General features: G+C 30.0%; 11 protein-coding genes. All 11 read right to left on the bottom strand.

Annotation, left to right across the window (positions count from 1 at the left end; genetic code table 11):
* Positions 1 to 74: 74 nt before the first annotated feature.
* The 11 genes from ACKTSW_RS10100 to ACKTSW_RS10050 all read right to left on the bottom strand — a co-directional run bounded on the left by ACKTSW_RS10100 (position 75) and on the right by ACKTSW_RS10050 (position 17418).
* Positions 75 to 4250 carry a contractile injection system tape measure protein gene (locus ACKTSW_RS10100; protein ID WP_408025135.1) on the bottom strand — a complete coding sequence of 1392 codons (4176 nt, stop codon included), beginning with the start codon at positions 4248 to 4250 and terminating at the stop codon, positions 75 to 77.
* Positions 4243 to 6939 (bottom strand): hypothetical protein, encoded by a 2697-nt coding sequence (locus ACKTSW_RS10095; protein WP_408025134.1) that lies wholly within the window; start codon positions 6937 to 6939, stop codon positions 4243 to 4245. Before ACKTSW_RS10095 ends, ACKTSW_RS10100 begins: the two co-directional genes overlap by 8 nt.
* Entirely contained in the window at positions 6939 to 11429 is a 4491-nt protein-coding gene (locus tag ACKTSW_RS10090) for a hypothetical protein (protein ID WP_408025133.1), read from the bottom strand. The genes ACKTSW_RS10095 and ACKTSW_RS10090 overlap by 1 nt, the downstream gene beginning before the upstream one ends.
* Positions 11430 to 11432: 3 nt before the next feature.
* Positions 11433 to 11858: a GPW/gp25 family protein gene (locus ACKTSW_RS10085; RefSeq protein ID WP_408025132.1), complete on the bottom strand. Its 426-nt coding sequence runs from the start codon at positions 11856 to 11858 to the stop codon at positions 11433 to 11435.
* Positions 11851 to 12153, bottom strand: coding sequence for a PAAR domain-containing protein (locus ACKTSW_RS10080; protein WP_408025131.1), 303 nt, complete (start codon positions 12151 to 12153; stop codon positions 11851 to 11853). Before ACKTSW_RS10080 ends, ACKTSW_RS10085 begins: the two co-directional genes overlap by 8 nt.
* A 15-nt stretch (positions 12154 to 12168) precedes the next feature.
* Positions 12169 to 13968, bottom strand: coding sequence for a type VI secretion system tip protein VgrG (vgrG, locus tag ACKTSW_RS10075; RefSeq protein WP_408025130.1), 1800 nt, complete (start codon positions 13966 to 13968; stop codon positions 12169 to 12171).
* Positions 13965 to 14642, bottom strand: coding sequence for a CIS tube protein (locus ACKTSW_RS10070; RefSeq protein WP_408025129.1), 678 nt, complete (start codon positions 14640 to 14642; stop codon positions 13965 to 13967). Before ACKTSW_RS10070 ends, vgrG begins: the two co-directional genes overlap by 4 nt.
* A gap of 5 nt (positions 14643 to 14647) precedes the next feature.
* Complete coding sequence (locus ACKTSW_RS10065; protein WP_408025128.1) at positions 14648 to 14815, bottom strand: DUF5908 family protein; 168 nt, start codon at positions 14813 to 14815, stop codon at positions 14648 to 14650.
* Between the two features lie 24 nt (positions 14816 to 14839).
* Complete coding sequence (locus tag ACKTSW_RS10060; RefSeq protein WP_408025127.1) at positions 14840 to 15310, bottom strand: phage tail protein; 471 nt, start codon at positions 15308 to 15310, stop codon at positions 14840 to 14842.
* On the bottom strand, positions 15300 to 15767 hold the full coding sequence (locus ACKTSW_RS10055; protein ID WP_408025126.1) for a phage tail protein: 468 nt from the start codon (positions 15765 to 15767) through the stop codon (positions 15300 to 15302). Before ACKTSW_RS10055 ends, ACKTSW_RS10060 begins: the two co-directional genes overlap by 11 nt.
* Before the next feature lie 67 nt (positions 15768 to 15834).
* On the bottom strand, positions 15835 to 17418 hold the full coding sequence (locus ACKTSW_RS10050; protein ID WP_408025125.1) for a phage tail sheath family protein: 1584 nt from the start codon (positions 17416 to 17418) through the stop codon (positions 15835 to 15837).
* Positions 17419 to 17447: the final 29 nt, after the last annotated feature.

Here is a 17447-nt window from a genome sequence, read left to right as displayed (position 1 = left end):
ATTTTATCACTCCTTTGAGTGCTTGGTTAGTTCTATTTTTTTGTTAGTCTCTTTTTAAACGTTTATTTCTCTTCTTAAAAAGGCCATGTTACATGTAATGGTTTTACCATCCATGGTAATTTTATAATAGAAAAAGAAAAAGGCGATTTTAACATTAATACGTCATAAGGTCTTTTTTCTACTATTAAACTCCAACGGTCTTCTTCCTCTCTTAAAATACCTTCTCGTACCAGCCAGTTTCCTCTAAAACCTTCTATTGAAGTATCTCCAATAGCTCCCCAATATCCAATAGCTGACGTAAGAAGTCCATCTATCAAGTTTTTATCTTTATTTGATATTTCTATTCCTTCACTTATTGGCTCTGATAACGAAACCCCACATATTATTTTATTAAGTGCTAGTAACGATTCCTCTGTCTTAGTCATTCCTGTTGCTAAATATTGTAAATAATGAATGGCATCTAAACGAGTATTTTCTGAAATAAATTGATTAATTTTTACCAAACTTAACCGCTCAAACAACATTAAAAAATAACTATTCAACAGCACTATTCCTGCATTTGGAACTGTGACTCCTGTAGTTAATTTATCATTACGTTGTGTATTCATATTTTCTTGTTTTTTAATTTTATTTGAAGTTGTTTTTTTTCTTCTTTTTGTTTCTTTTAACTCATTATAACTTAGTTGTAGTTGAACTGGCAACTGTGATTTAATATCATCGAAAGCCTTTATAAATTGACGCTCTTCAATATTTTTTTTGGTGCATACTTCCCATAATAATTCTTTCCATACCGAAGTAACTCCTATAAGTTTCCAGTTAGAAGTAACCCAACTTTTCAATACTTTTTTTAATAATATGTGTTGAATTTCTTTCGCAGCAATATTTTCTATTGGAACATATGTTATTGCTTTGTATAATTTCTCAATAGTATTCAATTGGGTTTGTTGATAGGGATATAATTCTTTTAAGACTTTTAATAGAGTTGTAATTTCTATTTTGTCTGTTAACTTACTGAACTGTGAATCGGAAACTGTATTCTTATTTAACACTGATACCATTATTAATGGATAATCTCTTAAAACTTCATTTACTAATCCTCTAACCGTAGCTGGTGTTGAATGTAAAAACCAAGATGGTATTTTGTTTTCTATACATAAAACCTTAACTAATTTTACTATACTAACAGTTTTGTATTTTGAGGTAATAATTTTAGAGTTATAGCTTTTTTGAATTGACTTCTCTAGTAATTCAAAGGTTGGGTTTCTTTTTACCAATAATTCTCGTAGGGTTCTAGATATTTGTATATTTTCATCTTTAATGACACGCACTATTTCTAGGGCTGTTATTTTTTTAATAGAAAAATCTTCCAGAACTATATCAACTAATGTGTTTAATTCTCTATTTCCATCCCTATCTTTAATCTGCTGAACAATTTCCTTCCAAAACTCATTTTCTATTTTGTTTGAATTATTAACAAACTCTTGTACTAATAAAAATAATGTTAAAATATCTTTGTATAAATCTCTTAATTCATCCTTCTCTATAAACACCACAAACTGTTGAAAAGGTAGTATTGATTGTAGGTTTATAAGTTGCTTAGTTGTTATAGATTCATCTCTAAATAACTCATGTATTTGAACTGGATACTGCTCTAGAAGAAACAATAAGACCTCTTTAAAGTCTAAACTTTTTTTATTAGTTTCAATCTTTAACGTTTCTTTTTTAATTGCTTTTTTTACATAAAGCAGTAATTCTTTTACTGAAAAAGCTTCTCCTCTTAATTTTATATTTTTTATAGTTGTTTTTTCTTCTCTAAATATTTTTCCTTCTACCTCTTGCTCCTTTTTATTCTTAAGCGCTCCTAAAAACTGTAAAACAGCAGTATTGAAAAATATTTTAAATTTCTTTTTATCTCCTTTATAGCACTGATAATCTGCAATACTTTGCCAATAAATTTCTGAAATAACTTTTTTAATCTCTACAGCTGTATAATTCTTATTAAGTTGGTTTCTTTGTTTTTGATATTCTCTTATACAATTTTCTTGTAATGCATATCCTTCTTTTAACAAATATTGACTTACACTTTTTTCAAACTGCTTAAAATCTTTAGTATTAATCTTTTTTTCACGAACTAAAAGAGTTAATATTTTTGCTACTTCTTTCTGTTTATCATTATACTCTTTTATATACTTCTTAAGTACATCGAGTTTAGATGAAGTATTTACTGAACGAACAAACGACTTTAAGTCTGATTTTTGGGCTTCTGAGAATTCTTGGTTATCTTTTAAAAGTGATTCTACAACACTAATAATCGATTCTTTATGTAACTTATTATTTGGTTGCTGTTTTTGAAAACTTAGCTGTTCAAAAACTAACTTTATGAAAGAAACTGTATCTAATTTTTGACTACTTATTAAAACTTTCACTCCTTCAATAAATAATCTACTTTTTATGTATTGTAAACTTTGAGATAGTGTTGGTTTTCTTTTTACAATCTGATCAATATTATATTCTATCTTTTTTAATACCTCATATTGTTTAGAATATATTTTTTTTAACAAAGGAGTAATAATCGCTGTATTGTCTAGTAATACTAGTAGTAACTCTTGAACATACTCTTGCTTTTTATATGTTTTTAGCACAGTCCAAACCTCCTTTGGATTTTCTTTTAACCATACACGAAGAATTGCATAATACTTCTCAGTAACCTGTAAACCACTTCCTTTTAACGAACCTAGCTGTAATTCTTTAAGAACTTTTATTAATTTTTCTTTTGAAAAAACAGGTATTTCTTTTGTAAGCTCTAATGTATAGAGTTGTTTTAACTCTTTAAACACAGCCAATGTTTCTGTATTCTTATATGTTGTTAGAATTTTTGCGTTTAGTATATTTTCAAAAACTTTTGCTTTTGATACTTTTTGAGATTTACTTACTTCAACTATGATGTAATAAGAAAACTCTTCACTAGCAAATGCTTCTTTTTTCTCTATTAAATACTGAATTGCTTTACCTAATAACCACTTTTTATCAAACTTAAAATACTTTTCTAACGCAAATTTTTCAAATATTTTTATTTGACTTATTAGTTTTTCTGCATAAGTAGGCGACAATACTTTAAATAGTATTTTTAAAGAATCTTCTGATATATCTTTACTTAGTGATACCGCTTTAAATGAGTTTTTTTCTAATAAACTCATTGTTTCTTTAAATCTTAATGGGTTTTTGATTGATAAAAAGCGTATTAATTCTTCTAATCGTTTTTTCTGATACGTTGTACTGCGGTTATTGGCTGACTCTAAAAGATGCTCAAGTAGCTTCCATTGTTTTTCTACTTGCCTTTCAGTTGATGGGTTTTTATAAAAAGTGTTTTGTTGTTTTTGAGATAGTATAGATAGAATTAAAATAAAGTTATTTTTTACATACGAATGTTCATGTACCTTATCAACTGCTTCCTCTATCAAAGCAAAAAGTTCATAATATTCAATATTAAAATGCTTTGCCATTTGTTGAATATTACTTTGTACAAAATCTACTTTATTAAACATTGTACCTCTTTCGGTAAACAAGTAGTTAAGAATCCAGAACAGCAAATTCTTTTTAAAATCGTGAAGACTTGCCTTAACAATAGCTTCTTGTTCTTGAATTTTTACAAATTCTTCAGAAAATTCAATTATATAATTATCGTTACTTCTTTCTAAGTTTTTAATAATCTCTTTAATACTCTCTTCCTTTAATTGCCATGCCATTCTTTTACGCACATACTCTTTACCCCCTACTAATTCAAGCATATGCATCATCTCTTGTTTATTGTGCTGCAATTGATGTTTAAAAATTTCATTAACCGACCCTTTAATTTTTTGATAATTCCAAGGCATTACACCTTTTAATAAAAAATATTTTAAAGTGGCTAAACGAGTATTTTCTTTCGTAACAACTTCTATGCTTTGTGAATACTTATTTGGGTACATCAAAATATCACTAAGCTTTAATAGCAATTGTGTTTTTAGTTTTAGATATAGATCTTCTTCTAGGTTTTCAAAATGTATAACACCTAAATCTAGCTCTAAGTTTTTAATTTTAAGTGTTTGTTCTTCTGAACATACAGCATCAAAAACACTGTTAATTTCTCTAGGCATACAATACTCACTCCAATGACTTATTGTGTCTTGAAGTTCTTTTCCCTTTTTTTTATTATCAAAAAAAGTATTCCAATAACAACGTGCTACGATATGATTGTTGTTTTTAATCATGGTTTAATTGATTTAATTCAACAAGTATTTTAATCAGTTTTTTTGCATTTGCTATAAGGTTTCCTCCATGTAAAGTGCCTTTTTCTTGATTAAAGCGTAAACTATTATACCAATTAACATATGCTATTATTAGCTCTTTTAGTAAGCAATTTTTAACAAAAAAATTCTTTGTAGTTATCTGAACTGGCAGCTCACTTTCTAAAAAATAAGAAAGTCTGTTTTTAAAATCTGAAATTTTAAAATTTAAGGTTCCTTCAAAAAATTTAGGGAAAATTAAAAGGAGTTCATTTTCAAAAAATGAATCTGTTATTGATAATGAATTTTCATCTAAAGGTATTTTAACAGACCATTTATACGAAGAGTTTTCTACACTTACAAAATCGCTACCTCTATTGTTTTTATTCTCTACTTTTACTAGCGGATATCTTTTTTGTAAATCTATAAAGTCAACTTGTTCTCTTAACAAAATCTCTAACTCTATAAGCTGTTTATACCTCAGTTTTTGAGTTAGTTTCCAATATAGTTCTCCTTTAAGATCTTCAGTAATTACTATTTCATAATCTACTGATTCTTTTAACAAATTGGTTTCAATACATAAAAAACCTTTTCGTTGGGTAATTAACCAGTATGCGTAAGCATTATTATAACTTACTAAATAGTCTTGATAATATACATTTAGAGCAAACAGTAGATTTAACTTTAACTCAACTGCTGAAAAATCTGTAAAATCTAAATTCGTTATTTTTTGTTCTTTATCTACTTTAAGTGTATCAAAAATGAAATTTTTCTGATTTCCTTGAACTAGTTTTTTTTGTAATTCTTTATATTCTTTTTCTGGTAACTCACTAGAACTCTCTATGTGGTTTATAGTTAACTTTGTAGCTCCTATAAAATTATATGCTTTGGTTTTATAGTACGATAATAGTCCTAGGTTTTGTAAATACAAACTTTTAATAATCACCTTATCTTTTTGTGAGTTTCCAGAGTATACTGTACCTTCAATAATTGTATCGATTAGTATAGGTGATTCTCCATGCCTAGCTAACAAATGATTTAATATATCATTTCTTCGCTTTAGGTTTACTTCTTCATTCTCCATAAAAGACATCAAACCCCACATGTAAGAATTGTATGGGTCTTTTTGATACTCTTTCCAACCATTTTCTCTTAAAGTCTGAACTTCATAACCAAACTCATGCTTTTTGAAGTTACGTAACAAAGGACGCACATGCGGTACTTCTTTATACAAAGATTGATAGTAGTATGTTGGTGAAAAACAAACGAAAGGTGATGGGTATTCTCCATGCTTTTTTTCAAAAGCATTTTGAATACTATAAAACTGTTCTTGATCAGACGGAGTTCCTGTTACTGAATTTTCAAAAGAGAATAGTTTATCTAGGCTAGCTAACTGCATAAACTGATTAGTTAACACCTGATCAAATAATGTTAGATACCCTTTTAACTGTCTAGATTGTGCTACTTGAAAAGCTGATGCATTAGCACTTACCCCTTCATTACCCACGGCATACGCGTCTGGAAATGTATTTTGAATAGAATAGTAACTGCTAATATCTCTATACATTCCACTAGGCAATTCTGGAGCCATTTGAACTGTTGATACTTTACTAATTTGGCTATTAGCATCGTCTAACCTTGATAATTCTTTTACAATTGAAGCGTTTATGCTAGCACTTATATCTTTTCCTTTAGTAAAAACTTGTAAACTATTGCTATTCTTTTCTAATGAATCAATAAAACTAAACACTAATATTTCTTCTTCAGATGACCATACTTCATATGGTGTTTTAACATGACTAAATAACACGTTTGTAATAGATAATACTCCTGCTATTGACTGAATAACTTCCGTTAACTCATAAGCCTTAATTCTATTTCTCTTTGGACGCATGTTACTTTCAACAATCCATCCATTTTTGAGTTTTGGTCCATTAAAAATAGTATTTGTGGTTTCTTTTTCTTTCTTTAATTCATTGTACCCTTCTTGAATTAACTTTGGAAAAACATAATTATTTATTGCTATTTCAATTTCTATTAAAATAGTATTTATATCATATCCACTTTCTATTTCTAACTGTCCATATACTTGATGTTTTTTTGCTTTAAAAGCTGTTGGATATAAAAACAGCTCTCCAAGGTTTCGACAAGAGTTTAGAACAAAAAAAGTGTTTTCTAAAATAATCTCTTCTTGACTTTTTACTGTTATTTCTTTTTCTTCGTTATTAATCGTAACTGTTTCAATTAACTTCTCTTTATCAATTCTTCTGTTTATCAATACTTTTACGCTATATACGTTACATTGACTTTTAACAGGTGTAATTTGTAAGTTGATTAGTTCTTTAACTTTATCTACTACATATTTTCTAAAATCGTTAATTGTAATAGGTGAAGTTGTTAATATATTTTCTGGTAAATAAAATTGATTTTTAACTACTAACTCTCCTTCTTTATTGGTCAAGATATCTTTGATAGAAAAATCATTACAATATCCTAATTCAGTGAAAGCAAAACACAACTGGTCTAAAATTGTAACTCCTGGGTCACTTGGATTTAGGTTCGTCCAAGTATTATCATTATTCTTTTGAATATAGGCTAGTCCAAGTTCTTTGAGCTTCTCAAAGTTAACCTCAACAGGTAATGTAGTATTTTCTATGTGATTTAATGCTTCCATTACGTATAGGTTATCTCTGTATTATTTAATGATGGCACTAACAAATCTGATGGCTTTATATCTAAAAGGCTTACTGTGTAGTAAGGTTTTTTATTATATTTAATATTTCCTGAAATGTGTTCTTCATTCCCTAAATAAAGTTCGAGAAATACAATACTTTGAATTTCTTTAAAACTCTTTATAAACTCAGAAATTTGAGCTACACTTACTCCTTTATTAATCGTAATTTGTTCTTGTGAAGTAGTTATCCATGGTGATAAGAATATATTAATTCCTGTATTTATTTTTTGGGCTACTCCCTCTGGTTTGTATCCTGAAGTTATTTTAACCTCTCCTTTTATCTTAACATAAGTCAGTTTAAAATTACGTACCTGAATATTAGCAAACTCAGAAGCTCTATTTTTTAAATATGCTTGAATTTTTTCTTGATAACATTGATTTACTAAAGGTCTAAACGCCATTGAGTCTGTACTCTTTTGAACCTTTTTAACCACATATACTGCTGTCTTTTTTAGTTTTTTATCATAATTAGTTTTTACATAATAAATACTTAAAAACTCTCCAATAATCTCTCTGTAATAATCTTGGCTTGTTACTACTCTACCCTTAGTTTTTAAACGTATACTTACGCGCTTATTCATATGTTTTTCTGTCTCAGCCATCTTCCCTCCAAAAGAAGGAAATGGTTGTACAATAGTTGCTATTTCAGGAATAGCAGTATGTGGCTCTTCAATTACATTTGCCTTTATTTCTGGTTTCTTTGAAGTCTTTTTATAAACTTCACCTGTTCTTTCTAATTTAAAACCGTTTGTTTTTAAAAATGTCGTTTTAGAATATGCATCTGGGTTCTTTTTCACTGCAACACATACCCAATATTTTTCATTAGGCATTATATGTTGTACATCTGTTATATTTGAAGGAATATTACAAGTAACAATACCCGAACAACTGTAATTACTTGTTGTATCTGATAATAGGGGTAACTGTTTCCAACCTTTTTTTGTTAAGTACCTATAGTAAGCTTTTTGTTTCTCTTTATCTGACTCTAAATAATCTTGTGTCAACTCAAAGTAAAAGCTTACTGCAGCTGGTGCTATAACTTTATCTAACCCTAAAAACAAACCACCTCCATATACTACCTTGGGCAACAAGGCCGGAAAAGTATTTTTAATTGTTTTATTTTCTTTTTTAGTAAAGTTAGTATCGTATACTTTATAATTTTTAAAAACATCATAGTAAAAACACTGAATTGGGTATTCGTTTTGTTCACTCAAAAAATTATAGGTTACACTACTTGTATAGCTTCCTTTAAACAAACCTACAACAGGTGTGTAAGGTTCATTTGCGGGTTTTGCTAATGGATATTTTATTTCCCCTTCTTTAAAGTTTAGTGCAATTCCGTCTGCATTATATAAGGCTATAGCACTCACTATTTTCGAATATAATGATGCTCCAAACCCGTACTTAGTCTCTATTAATTGCATACGAATAAACCCAGTAGAAGTTTCTTCATTAAACTCTAAAAGTGTATTTTGAATTTCAGGATTTATATCTTTTTGAACTTCTGAAATTTTTGTAGACCCAAATACACTATCGTTTTTAATTTTCTCAAACAGTGCTATATTCTTTTTTTCTATAACCTCTGTATCTATTTCTAAAACTTCTTGAAAATTTAATTCTTCGTGAATCTTAATATTGTTTTCTAAACTAACCTCCCCATTAATTTGTAACACTCCATAAATATTTACATCAATTTCTTTTTTTAATGTGTTTTGAACAACAAGGTTACCAGAGTAACTAATTTCATTACTTGAGTTTTCTACACTTAACATTAATAAGTCATTTACCGTTACTTCTTTCTTTATCCTAATAATCTCTTTTCCTCTAGATGTTAACAAATCACTCACTATCAGGTCTTTATTAATTTCAAAAACATCTTCAATTGTTAAAGAAGTATTAATTAAAAGCTGATCTTTAATTTCTAAGTCTAACGATTTGACTATATGATTTTTATATAAGGTTATCGTTGAGTTTTTTAAATACTCTTGAATTACTAGTGTATTGTCTACGCTTACTTGTTCATTTATTAGAAAAACATCACTTATTTTTAAGTACTCATTAAGCTCAAAAAGTTCTGTTACTTTTAATTTTTCTTGATTTTTTTTTAGGTAATTAAAACTTACCTCATCCTTTATTTTTATAATGTCACTTATAGCCAGTCGTTCTTCTATTTTTAATAAGCCTTTTATTTTTAGCTTATCTACTATCATCAATTCTTCATTAAGCTTTAAACTTGCTGAAACTTTTAAAATATCTTTAACCGTAAATAACTCATTAACTTTAAGTTGCTTTTTAATTATTAATACATCAATGATTTTTATATCTATATTAGCATAAAAAACTTTTTGAAATAATTCTCTTTTGTAAGTATCTCCTTGCCCTTTAACACTTAAACTATCTAAAAAAGAACAACTTACATTCATTTCGACAGGATACCATTGTTTATTTTGTTGTAATTGAAATACCACTTTAAAACATTCGTCATTAAATGGTTTATTATAAACTGGAACAACTATATTTTTTTTCTTTTTACTAAAAGGCCAAACTCTACTAAAAAAAGAAGTTTCTTTTCTCTCTTTGGTCTCACTAAAACTAGGCAATACATTATAATAACCTGCTAAATACCTGTTGTACTGCTGATAGTAACTTGTAAAAGCAATAGGCAAATTATTCCAGTTTAACTCTACAGAAAAGGTTTTTAAAGGCTTACTAAAAATTTCAGAGTTACCAATCATAAAGCTTTGATCTTTCTCTGGTGCTGGCCCTAAAGGCTGAAAAGGCTTCTCTGTTTCTAATAAACCATAATCGTTATACAACTGAAAAGAGTTTATTTCTTTTACTACAACTTTTATCTGTAACGATTTAATTTTAACAGGGTTATTTACAGACAAAAGCTCGGTATAACTCATTTTAAATATAGGCCACGAGCTTATTATACTGTCTGGATTTTCTAAGAAGGAAACAATCGATGGTGCCGATTCTTCTAAAGTTATTTTAAAATGAACCTTGTGTTTACTTTTACTATTTCTAGTAATTTCAATATTTTCTTTTGGAAGAGGATACCATTTTTCCTCTGTACTTAAATAATACTTTCCTTTTTCAAAAAAGCGTAAGTCATTTATTTTATCTAAAAAAGTAAAATTTAAATATAACTCTCTATTCCCCTCTTTTAATTGTAGCATTGGAGAAGCTATTGCAAAACCTAAGTCTACTTCTTTACCTTCTGGTTTACTTTCCGAGCCAAAAGTTTTCCAACTTTCAATATTCCCATCTTCATCTTCTTTAACCGTACCTACATCTTTAACTCGTTTTTTATATAATTTAGAGAAACCGTTTTCTTTTATTTTTTTAGTAACTGTATATGCTTCAGAAATACTTGCTGGGTTTAAAGAAACATCGTTAACCGTCTTAAACAAAATTGTTGACTCGTCAGCATACTCCCCAGCATTGAATAGTGTATTTTCTTTCAATTGAAAAGGGGTGGTAATTTCAGATAAGTCTGCACAAGTAAATACTGAGTCTGCTTTTGCTAACTGTTTTTTTTGGCGTAAAATATCTTTATAATAAAAACTTAAATGTTTTTCTGTAAGCCCATTTGCCTGATTTTTATATATCTTCATCAATTCAGTAAACGTTTGAAGCAACAAGGTGTCAGGAAATATTTTTTTCTCTTTTTTTATGTTTTTAAATTCTACAAATGAATATTCTATAATGCTATTGAAAAATGAAAAAACAATTTCTCCTGTTGTTTTTAATGAATTGTAAAAATCACATTCCGTATTTTCTTTTAATGGATATTTAAGTTCTAATAATTCTGAATAAGGAACTTTTATATTGCTTTGTTTCCAAATTTTTGGATTAAATGAATTATAGAAATACTTGTTTACTGAAGTTATTCCTTTTATTTGTTTACTTACATACAATTGTTCTTTTAACCAAAGAAGTGACCATAAAAACTGGCTATACTTCTCTTTTACTTGATTAATTGTATAGTCTTTCAAATTATAAGTAAGAGGTGACTCTAACATATAATGCACCCATCTCTCTACTAAATGAAATATGCCTATTAATTGATTAAATAACTGGTTAAAACAGTTTGTTATATTTTCACCTTCTTTGTTTGTTATTGATGTAAACTTTTTACATGCCAACAACTCTTCTAGTGTAATACATGTTTGTGCAAATAATGAATGTATTTTTTTGTAGGGTGTTTTTGCTATTGATGCAATTAGAAAAGTTGGGTCTTTAAGTAAAAAAGGGCTCCAATCTCCATTTACGGTATTCGTTTTATCATAAAAATTAATTAATGATGCGAAATTTACCAAAAAACTAAAATCGTCTTTCTCTGTTCGACTATCAATCAAACGAGAATGACTCTCTAGTGCTAATTCAAGAGAATTAAGTATTTTATTTTGGTCAATTATAGTCATTTATCATAAATTAGTCCCTTCTTTTAAATAGAAAGGATACACATAATTATGTCGTGTATTTGTTTGGTTATATTCATAGTTAATTACAACTTCTACCAAGCCTTCGAAAACATCAGCATAGTTAACTTCTATACTCAAAACACTTATTCTTGGCTCGTTGATTAGTAAGCTATTTATTATTGTATCTTTTATTTCAGCTTTGAGTGTTTCATTCATTTCTTGAAAAAAATACTGCTGAAGTCCAGAACCAAATTGGGGATTCATAGGACGCTCACCAAAATTGGTTTGCATAATTACATCTATAGAGTCTTTGATATTATTTTCATACCTAGTGATTTCTAATTGATGGTTTCCTACTGAAAATGTTACAGGAAAAGACCAACCTGATCCTAAAAACTCTTTTTTTTTATTTACACTAATACTACCCACCTATTATTACATTAAAAGCTCCTATTACTATTTTCCCTCCATGTGCCGTTGTATCTCCCATCCTAGCCGCTGGCATACCTCCTATTTTTACAGTTGCAGAGCCTTTTACAATAGTATCTGGTGGACCTACACACACTAGCATGTCTCCTACTTTTGCAGCAGGTAGTTTTCCTATTAATACATTAGGTTGTCCTGGACCTATAATTGGCCCTCCAACATGTGGTATGGGGGCAGGTACTGCTGGTGTTTGCATTGGACATTGATGAAAGTCTGTTAATCTTGCTGCTGGTGGCATATCTTCGTTTTTTAATTAGTTAATCATAACCATAGCTCCTTTAATAGTAGTTTGAACTCCTGCTTGTAATTCAGCTTGTGCATTCCCTTTTGCCGAGAATTTAACATTCGCTGTTTGCTTAATATTAGTCCCTTTTACAGTAACATCCCCTGGAGAACTATCTACAACTACCCCTTGTTTTCCTTTTATTGTTACTTTTTGGTTTGCTTCTATTGATATATTTTTAGCACTTTTAATTGCTATTCCACTAGAAGACATTACAATACTGTTCTTATTTTGATCTTTAATGGTTATTTCTTTTGTTTTATCGTTAAAAATGGCGGTATTTTTACTGGGTGTTTCTATAGTAAACACCTTATTTTCATCATCAAATTCAATAAAAATCCCTTGTTTAGAGACGATTGCCTTCTTCGTATTTTTCTGATTAGGTGTTAAGCCTTTATATGGTTTGTTTTGAGTACTACTGTAAAGGCTTCCTAAAATTATTGGATATCGAGGGTCTTCATTTAAAAAACCTACTACTACCTCATCCCCTACTTCTGGCAAAAAAAATGCTCCTGCTCCTGATGTTGCATAAAAATTAGCTAAACGTGCCCATATACCTTGTCCGTTAGGATCAAATAATGGAATATCTAACAATATCCGATATTGATTATCTGGGTCTTCATGCATCTTTTTAACAGTAGCATTAAAAAGTCCTTGAACACCAGGTAGCAAGCCTGAAGCTGGAGGGGCCATTACATCTGGCTCTTCTGTAAACCAAATAGGTGATAATCCTACAGTTACTTCTGTTATCCAATTTCCGTCAGCTACAACATGCGTTACATTAGATATAAAATGATCTCCATTAAATCGATCTCCTAAGCCATCTAACGTTATATATTTTCCTGGGTTTACTTTGTTACTTCCTTGAAATTTAACTTCACCTCTAATTTTTGAAAACTCACTCTTAATCAATGTAGCTTTTGACCAATTTGTTAAATCTTTTGTTTCTAAAGGTGCTGTAGTTTGCACTTTAAATTCTTTTAGTCCAACAACTTCTGATAATTTTTTACTAGATAAATTTCCTGCTCCTGCATAATTATTACTAGCTGAACTTGAAGTAGTTTTTTGTTTTGGAAACCCCCATGACTCTCCTTTTACAGAGCCTAACTGGGTTATAGCATCTAAATCGGCGTTAAACTCTAGTAAGTTATCTCCATATTCAATTTCTAGTACTGATTTTTTGTCTTTATCTGGCGGAAAAACAGCTACTTTACCATTAAGAGTTGTAACCACCATTCCATTCACTTCTGCTCTAGCTATTACAAAATCCCAATCGGTCGTATAATACTGTACTTGTTCTGGCCATTTAGTTTGTGTTGCTGTTACATCAGCCAATAACCCTGAATATGTTCCAATAATTGAAGAGATTATTTCACTATCTTTTTTCTTAGTGAAGGTTAAGCTTTTACGTCCTACAATCATACGAATTGCTTCATCTCTACATTCAACTTCTAGAGTAGGTCCTGAAGTTCCGTGTACTCTTATATTTTGTTTTGTTATAATTCCTTCAAAAAGAGTTTCATTTACCGAGTCGTAACCAGCAGCTATTTGTACTTTATTTCCAGGAATAAAGGTTTTAGAAGAGCTTACTGTAAAACCTTCAGTTGCAGGGTTTCCATCAAGAATTACTATAGTCGCCTTTGCTATTCTATTTACAGATTTTTCTACAACTACACGTTGTACTTCAACCGTATCAGGAATTGTACTACCTCCAACTTTTATATCAAAAGTTACTAGTCCGCCACTTTTTATCTCTGTTGTTCCACTCATGATATTGTAGGTTTAATAATTGGAGGAAAAACTAATTCTTGTCCTCCTTTTAACTGTCTAAATTTGTTTAATCCGTTATACTTTGCTACTTGTATATAATGATTAGGTGAATTCCATACCTTATTACATAATTGAGGAAGACTTTCTCCTTCAACTACCTCTACTAGATGCGTAACATCTGGTGATTGTTTTTTTTCTTCTTTACTTTTCTTTTTGGCAGAAACATACTCTCCAAAACTCAATGAAACTTTTGCTCTAAGCGGACTTCCATCTGGTCTAAACAACGTATATGTAGTGTTAAATATTTTTAAAACACTATTAAACGATAAGTTAGCTCCCCATTGAATTTTCACGTAATTAGGTCGATGGATTTTACCATTGTAGGTGTACACAATATCTTCTAAAGTTTTAATTTCTTTAGCCATATCTATTCTTTTTGAAAAGACTACTCCTGTACAATCAATTACAATTTCAAAACTTAATTCATCACTTGGTGTGTTTTTATACTTCTGAGAAGGTTTACTTGAATCTATAGGTTGTTGCTCGTTATATTGAATTTTTCTATTCCATTTTATTGAGTTTGGATTAATCATTACTTTATATGGTTCTCCAGGCACTGGTGTACTAAAATTCTCATCAGTATACCCTGTTATTTTCATAAACTCTAATCCCATAATACCTACCTTCTATAATTTATTTTTTTACTACCCTCAGAGAGCATTCTTTTACATATTTCTATTAACTCCTCTCTCAGTACATTAAAATCTTGTTCATCAAAAGATGTTGGCTGATCTGTTTCAGTCTTAATTTCTGTTTTTATAACTAATTCCCTAATTTCTACAGGCATATTTATTTAATTTTTAATACTACTTTAAGATGTTGTAAAGTGAATATATGCTAACTCAATTGTATCTATTAAAACCTCACTTTCTTGAGACTTAAGATCAGATATTGAATATTTGATTGGATATGCTTTGTAAAAATTCCATTTCATAGATACTTGCCCCTCATTATTTAAAAGATTAACTGAAACTGTTTTGGTTTGTATTGGTTTTGCCAAACCACCATCTATTGTTTCTTTACACCATTTAGTTAATGCATCTCCTTTTGGAACTAGTGCTCTTTTGAGAACCAAATTTTTACTAACGGAAACAGCAGGGAGACGGTATTTAAACCTATTTTCTCCGCCTCCAGCTACTTCTTCTATTGTTTGTTCTTTGGTTAAACCTGATACTTGTTGAAAAGGTAATCCTTCACTACTATCAAATGAAACAGAAAAATAAAAGCCTACAGGAAATTTACCTACTTTATCTTCTGTCTTAGCTTTGTTCTTATTTGCCATTTGTTATAATGAGTTCTTCATGCGCTATCTCAATAGTATCAACAGCAACTTCATTACCATCTGATTTTAAGTCGGTACTAGATATTTTAGTTGGCCACGCATTATTTAGTTGCCATTGCATCGTTACATTGCCTCCCTCATCTAAAAGTTTTATAAGTACTGTTCTACGTTTAATTGTATTCATTTTTATTTCTGCATGCCAATTCCAAAACGTATTGTCATTTACAAATACTCCACGTTTCATGGTAACATTACCGTATTTAACAATTCCTGGCATTTTCTCAGTAGAGAATAAAGGACTATTACTTTTACGATATTCTATAATTTGATTTTCTACATCCATTCCTGACACTTCTTGGAATGCTACTCCTGTTAATTCAGTTCCTAAATCTACTTCGAATCGGAACTTTGGCATGGGCCATGTTGCGCCTTCTACACTACCGTCATCTGTTGCCATAATTTTATTTTTTAATTTAAATTAGTTTGTTTGGTTATTTCTTTGATTAAAATTTTTGATACTTCTATTAACTAGAAGTAGCCATTTGTTGTTGAAAGGTTAACACAATAAATTCTGCAGGTCTTACAATAGCCACTTTAACTGTTACATTCATAAATCCGTTTAATATATCTTCAGATGTCATTGTTGAACCTAAACCACACTCTACTGAAAAGGCATCAGAAGCACTAGCTCCTTGTAAACCTCCTTGTTTCCAAATGTCATTTAAAAAACTTCCAATCATTGCTTTTACTGCTTCCCAAGTATTCTTATCATTTGGTGCAAATACATATGCATTAGCTGCTAGCTTACAAGATTGTTCTAAAAAAGTCATAGTTCTTCTTACTGATAAATACCTCCAGTCTTTACTGTTTCCATCTAAAGTTCTTGCTCCCCATATTAATATTCCTAATCCGTTAAAAAACCGAATAGCATTGATCGACTTTCCAGAGATAGCATCTACGTTTAAATCAGCTTGTTGTGTTTCAGATAAGCTTATTGGTAAGTTTACTGCATCTACCATTGAAGTGTTTGCTGGTGATTGCCATGGTCCAACTTGATTATCTACCGTAGTTATTACTCCTGCCATACCTCCACTAGGTGGTAATAAATTGGCATCTTGTAATACATGAGCTATAATGGTACTGTATGTTGGACTTGCTACTAATAACGAGTTATTATATTGACTAACTGTTAATGCTTTTCCATCTGGTGGATTTTGAATATTTGCTATAATAGCATCAACTGTTGCATTTGGGTTATCAGCAGGACTCAAAATATCTTTTAATTGTGATACATCTCCTCCAAAAAGGTTTGTATAATCAATATCTGTAGATTGCATTATTGTTGTTCCTACAAAAGGATAGTAAGCTGTACCGTAATCTAAGCCATTAGAACCTGTACTATTACGAAATGCCTCAATATCATCCATATACTTTAATGGATCAGGGTCATCTCCTCCAATAATATCAAAAATACATACCGCTGTTTGCATTTCTGTAGACTGTAATAACATAGCTTGCATTAAAGAAGCATTGTTTTCTAGTGATAGCAAGGTTGCTTCTGGGCATATATACATAGTTGGCTCTTGCTCTTGTTTAAGCAATGCTAAACCATTTGTTAATTGATTAATTTGAACATTTGGATTCACTACTTGTTCACCCAGAATTGCTGGGTTTCCTGATGGGGCTCCATATGGTCCTACTGAAACGATATAAGCATCACCTCCTCCATTATCATAAAACAATTTTATACTATTGTATAAATAGTAAATTGTGTTTGGATCTGGTAAAATTGAATAAAAATCACTTCCAATCATCATATAGTCTCCTTGTGTGGGTTGACTATCTTGTTTTACTAAATAATATTCTGGATCATATTGTTTTGCTGGATCTGCTGGTGCAGGTGGGTTTGGTAAGCAAAAAATAGCTTGAAAGTCTGCGAATGACGTTATTTTAGTGGGTACATTCGTGTACGATTTCCCTTCGTACATAGCTTGTGGTGTATATCCAATAAATGCTGGAACTGCTGTAGCAACGGGTACTACTGAATTTCCAAAAGCGCTTACTTCATTGATATAAACCCCTGGAGATTTAATGGTTGATAAATTCATAAAACATTTGGTTATAGTTATTTTTAGTT

The sequence above is a fragment of the Tenacibaculum sediminilitoris genome (genome assembly GCF_964513795.1).
Classification (GTDB): domain Bacteria; phylum Bacteroidota; class Bacteroidia; order Flavobacteriales; family Flavobacteriaceae; genus Polaribacter; species Polaribacter sediminilitoris.
The sequence above is the reverse complement of the archived record's forward strand: the minus strand, read 5'-3'. Positions and strand labels throughout refer to the sequence as shown.

Bases quoted from the DNA above. Each gene is read 5' to 3' on its own strand.
- ACKTSW_RS10065 (WP_408025128.1), bottom strand. From the start codon at position 14,815: ATGCCTGTAGAAATTAGGGAATTAGTTATAAAAACAGAAATTAAGACT.
- ACKTSW_RS10060 (WP_408025127.1), bottom strand. From the start codon at position 15,310: ATGGCAAATAAGAACAAAGCTAAGACAGAAGATAAAGTAGGTAAATTT.
- ACKTSW_RS10070 (WP_408025129.1), bottom strand. From the start codon at position 14,642: ATGGGATTAGAGTTTATGAAAATAACAGGGTATACTGATGAGAATTTT.
- ACKTSW_RS10095 (WP_408025134.1), bottom strand. From the start codon at position 6,939: ATGGAAGCATTAAATCACATAGAAAATACTACATTACCTGTTGAGGTT.
- vgrG (WP_408025130.1), bottom strand. From the start codon at position 13,968: ATGAGTGGAACAACAGAGATAAAAAGTGGCGGACTAGTAACTTTTGAT.
- ACKTSW_RS10100 (WP_408025135.1), bottom strand. From the start codon at position 4,250: ATGATTAAAAACAACAATCATATCGTAGCACGTTGTTATTGGAATACT.
- ACKTSW_RS10080 (WP_408025131.1), bottom strand. From the start codon at position 12,153: ATGCCACCAGCAGCAAGATTAACAGACTTTCATCAATGTCCAATGCAA.
- ACKTSW_RS10090 (WP_408025133.1), bottom strand. From the start codon at position 11,429: ATGACTATAATTGACCAAAATAAAATACTTAATTCTCTTGAATTAGCA.
- ACKTSW_RS10055 (WP_408025126.1), bottom strand. From the start codon at position 15,767: ATGGCAACAGATGACGGTAGTGTAGAAGGCGCAACATGGCCCATGCCA.
- ACKTSW_RS10050 (WP_408025125.1), bottom strand. From the start codon at position 17,418: ATGAATTTATCAACCATTAAATCTCCAGGGGTTTATATCAATGAAGTA.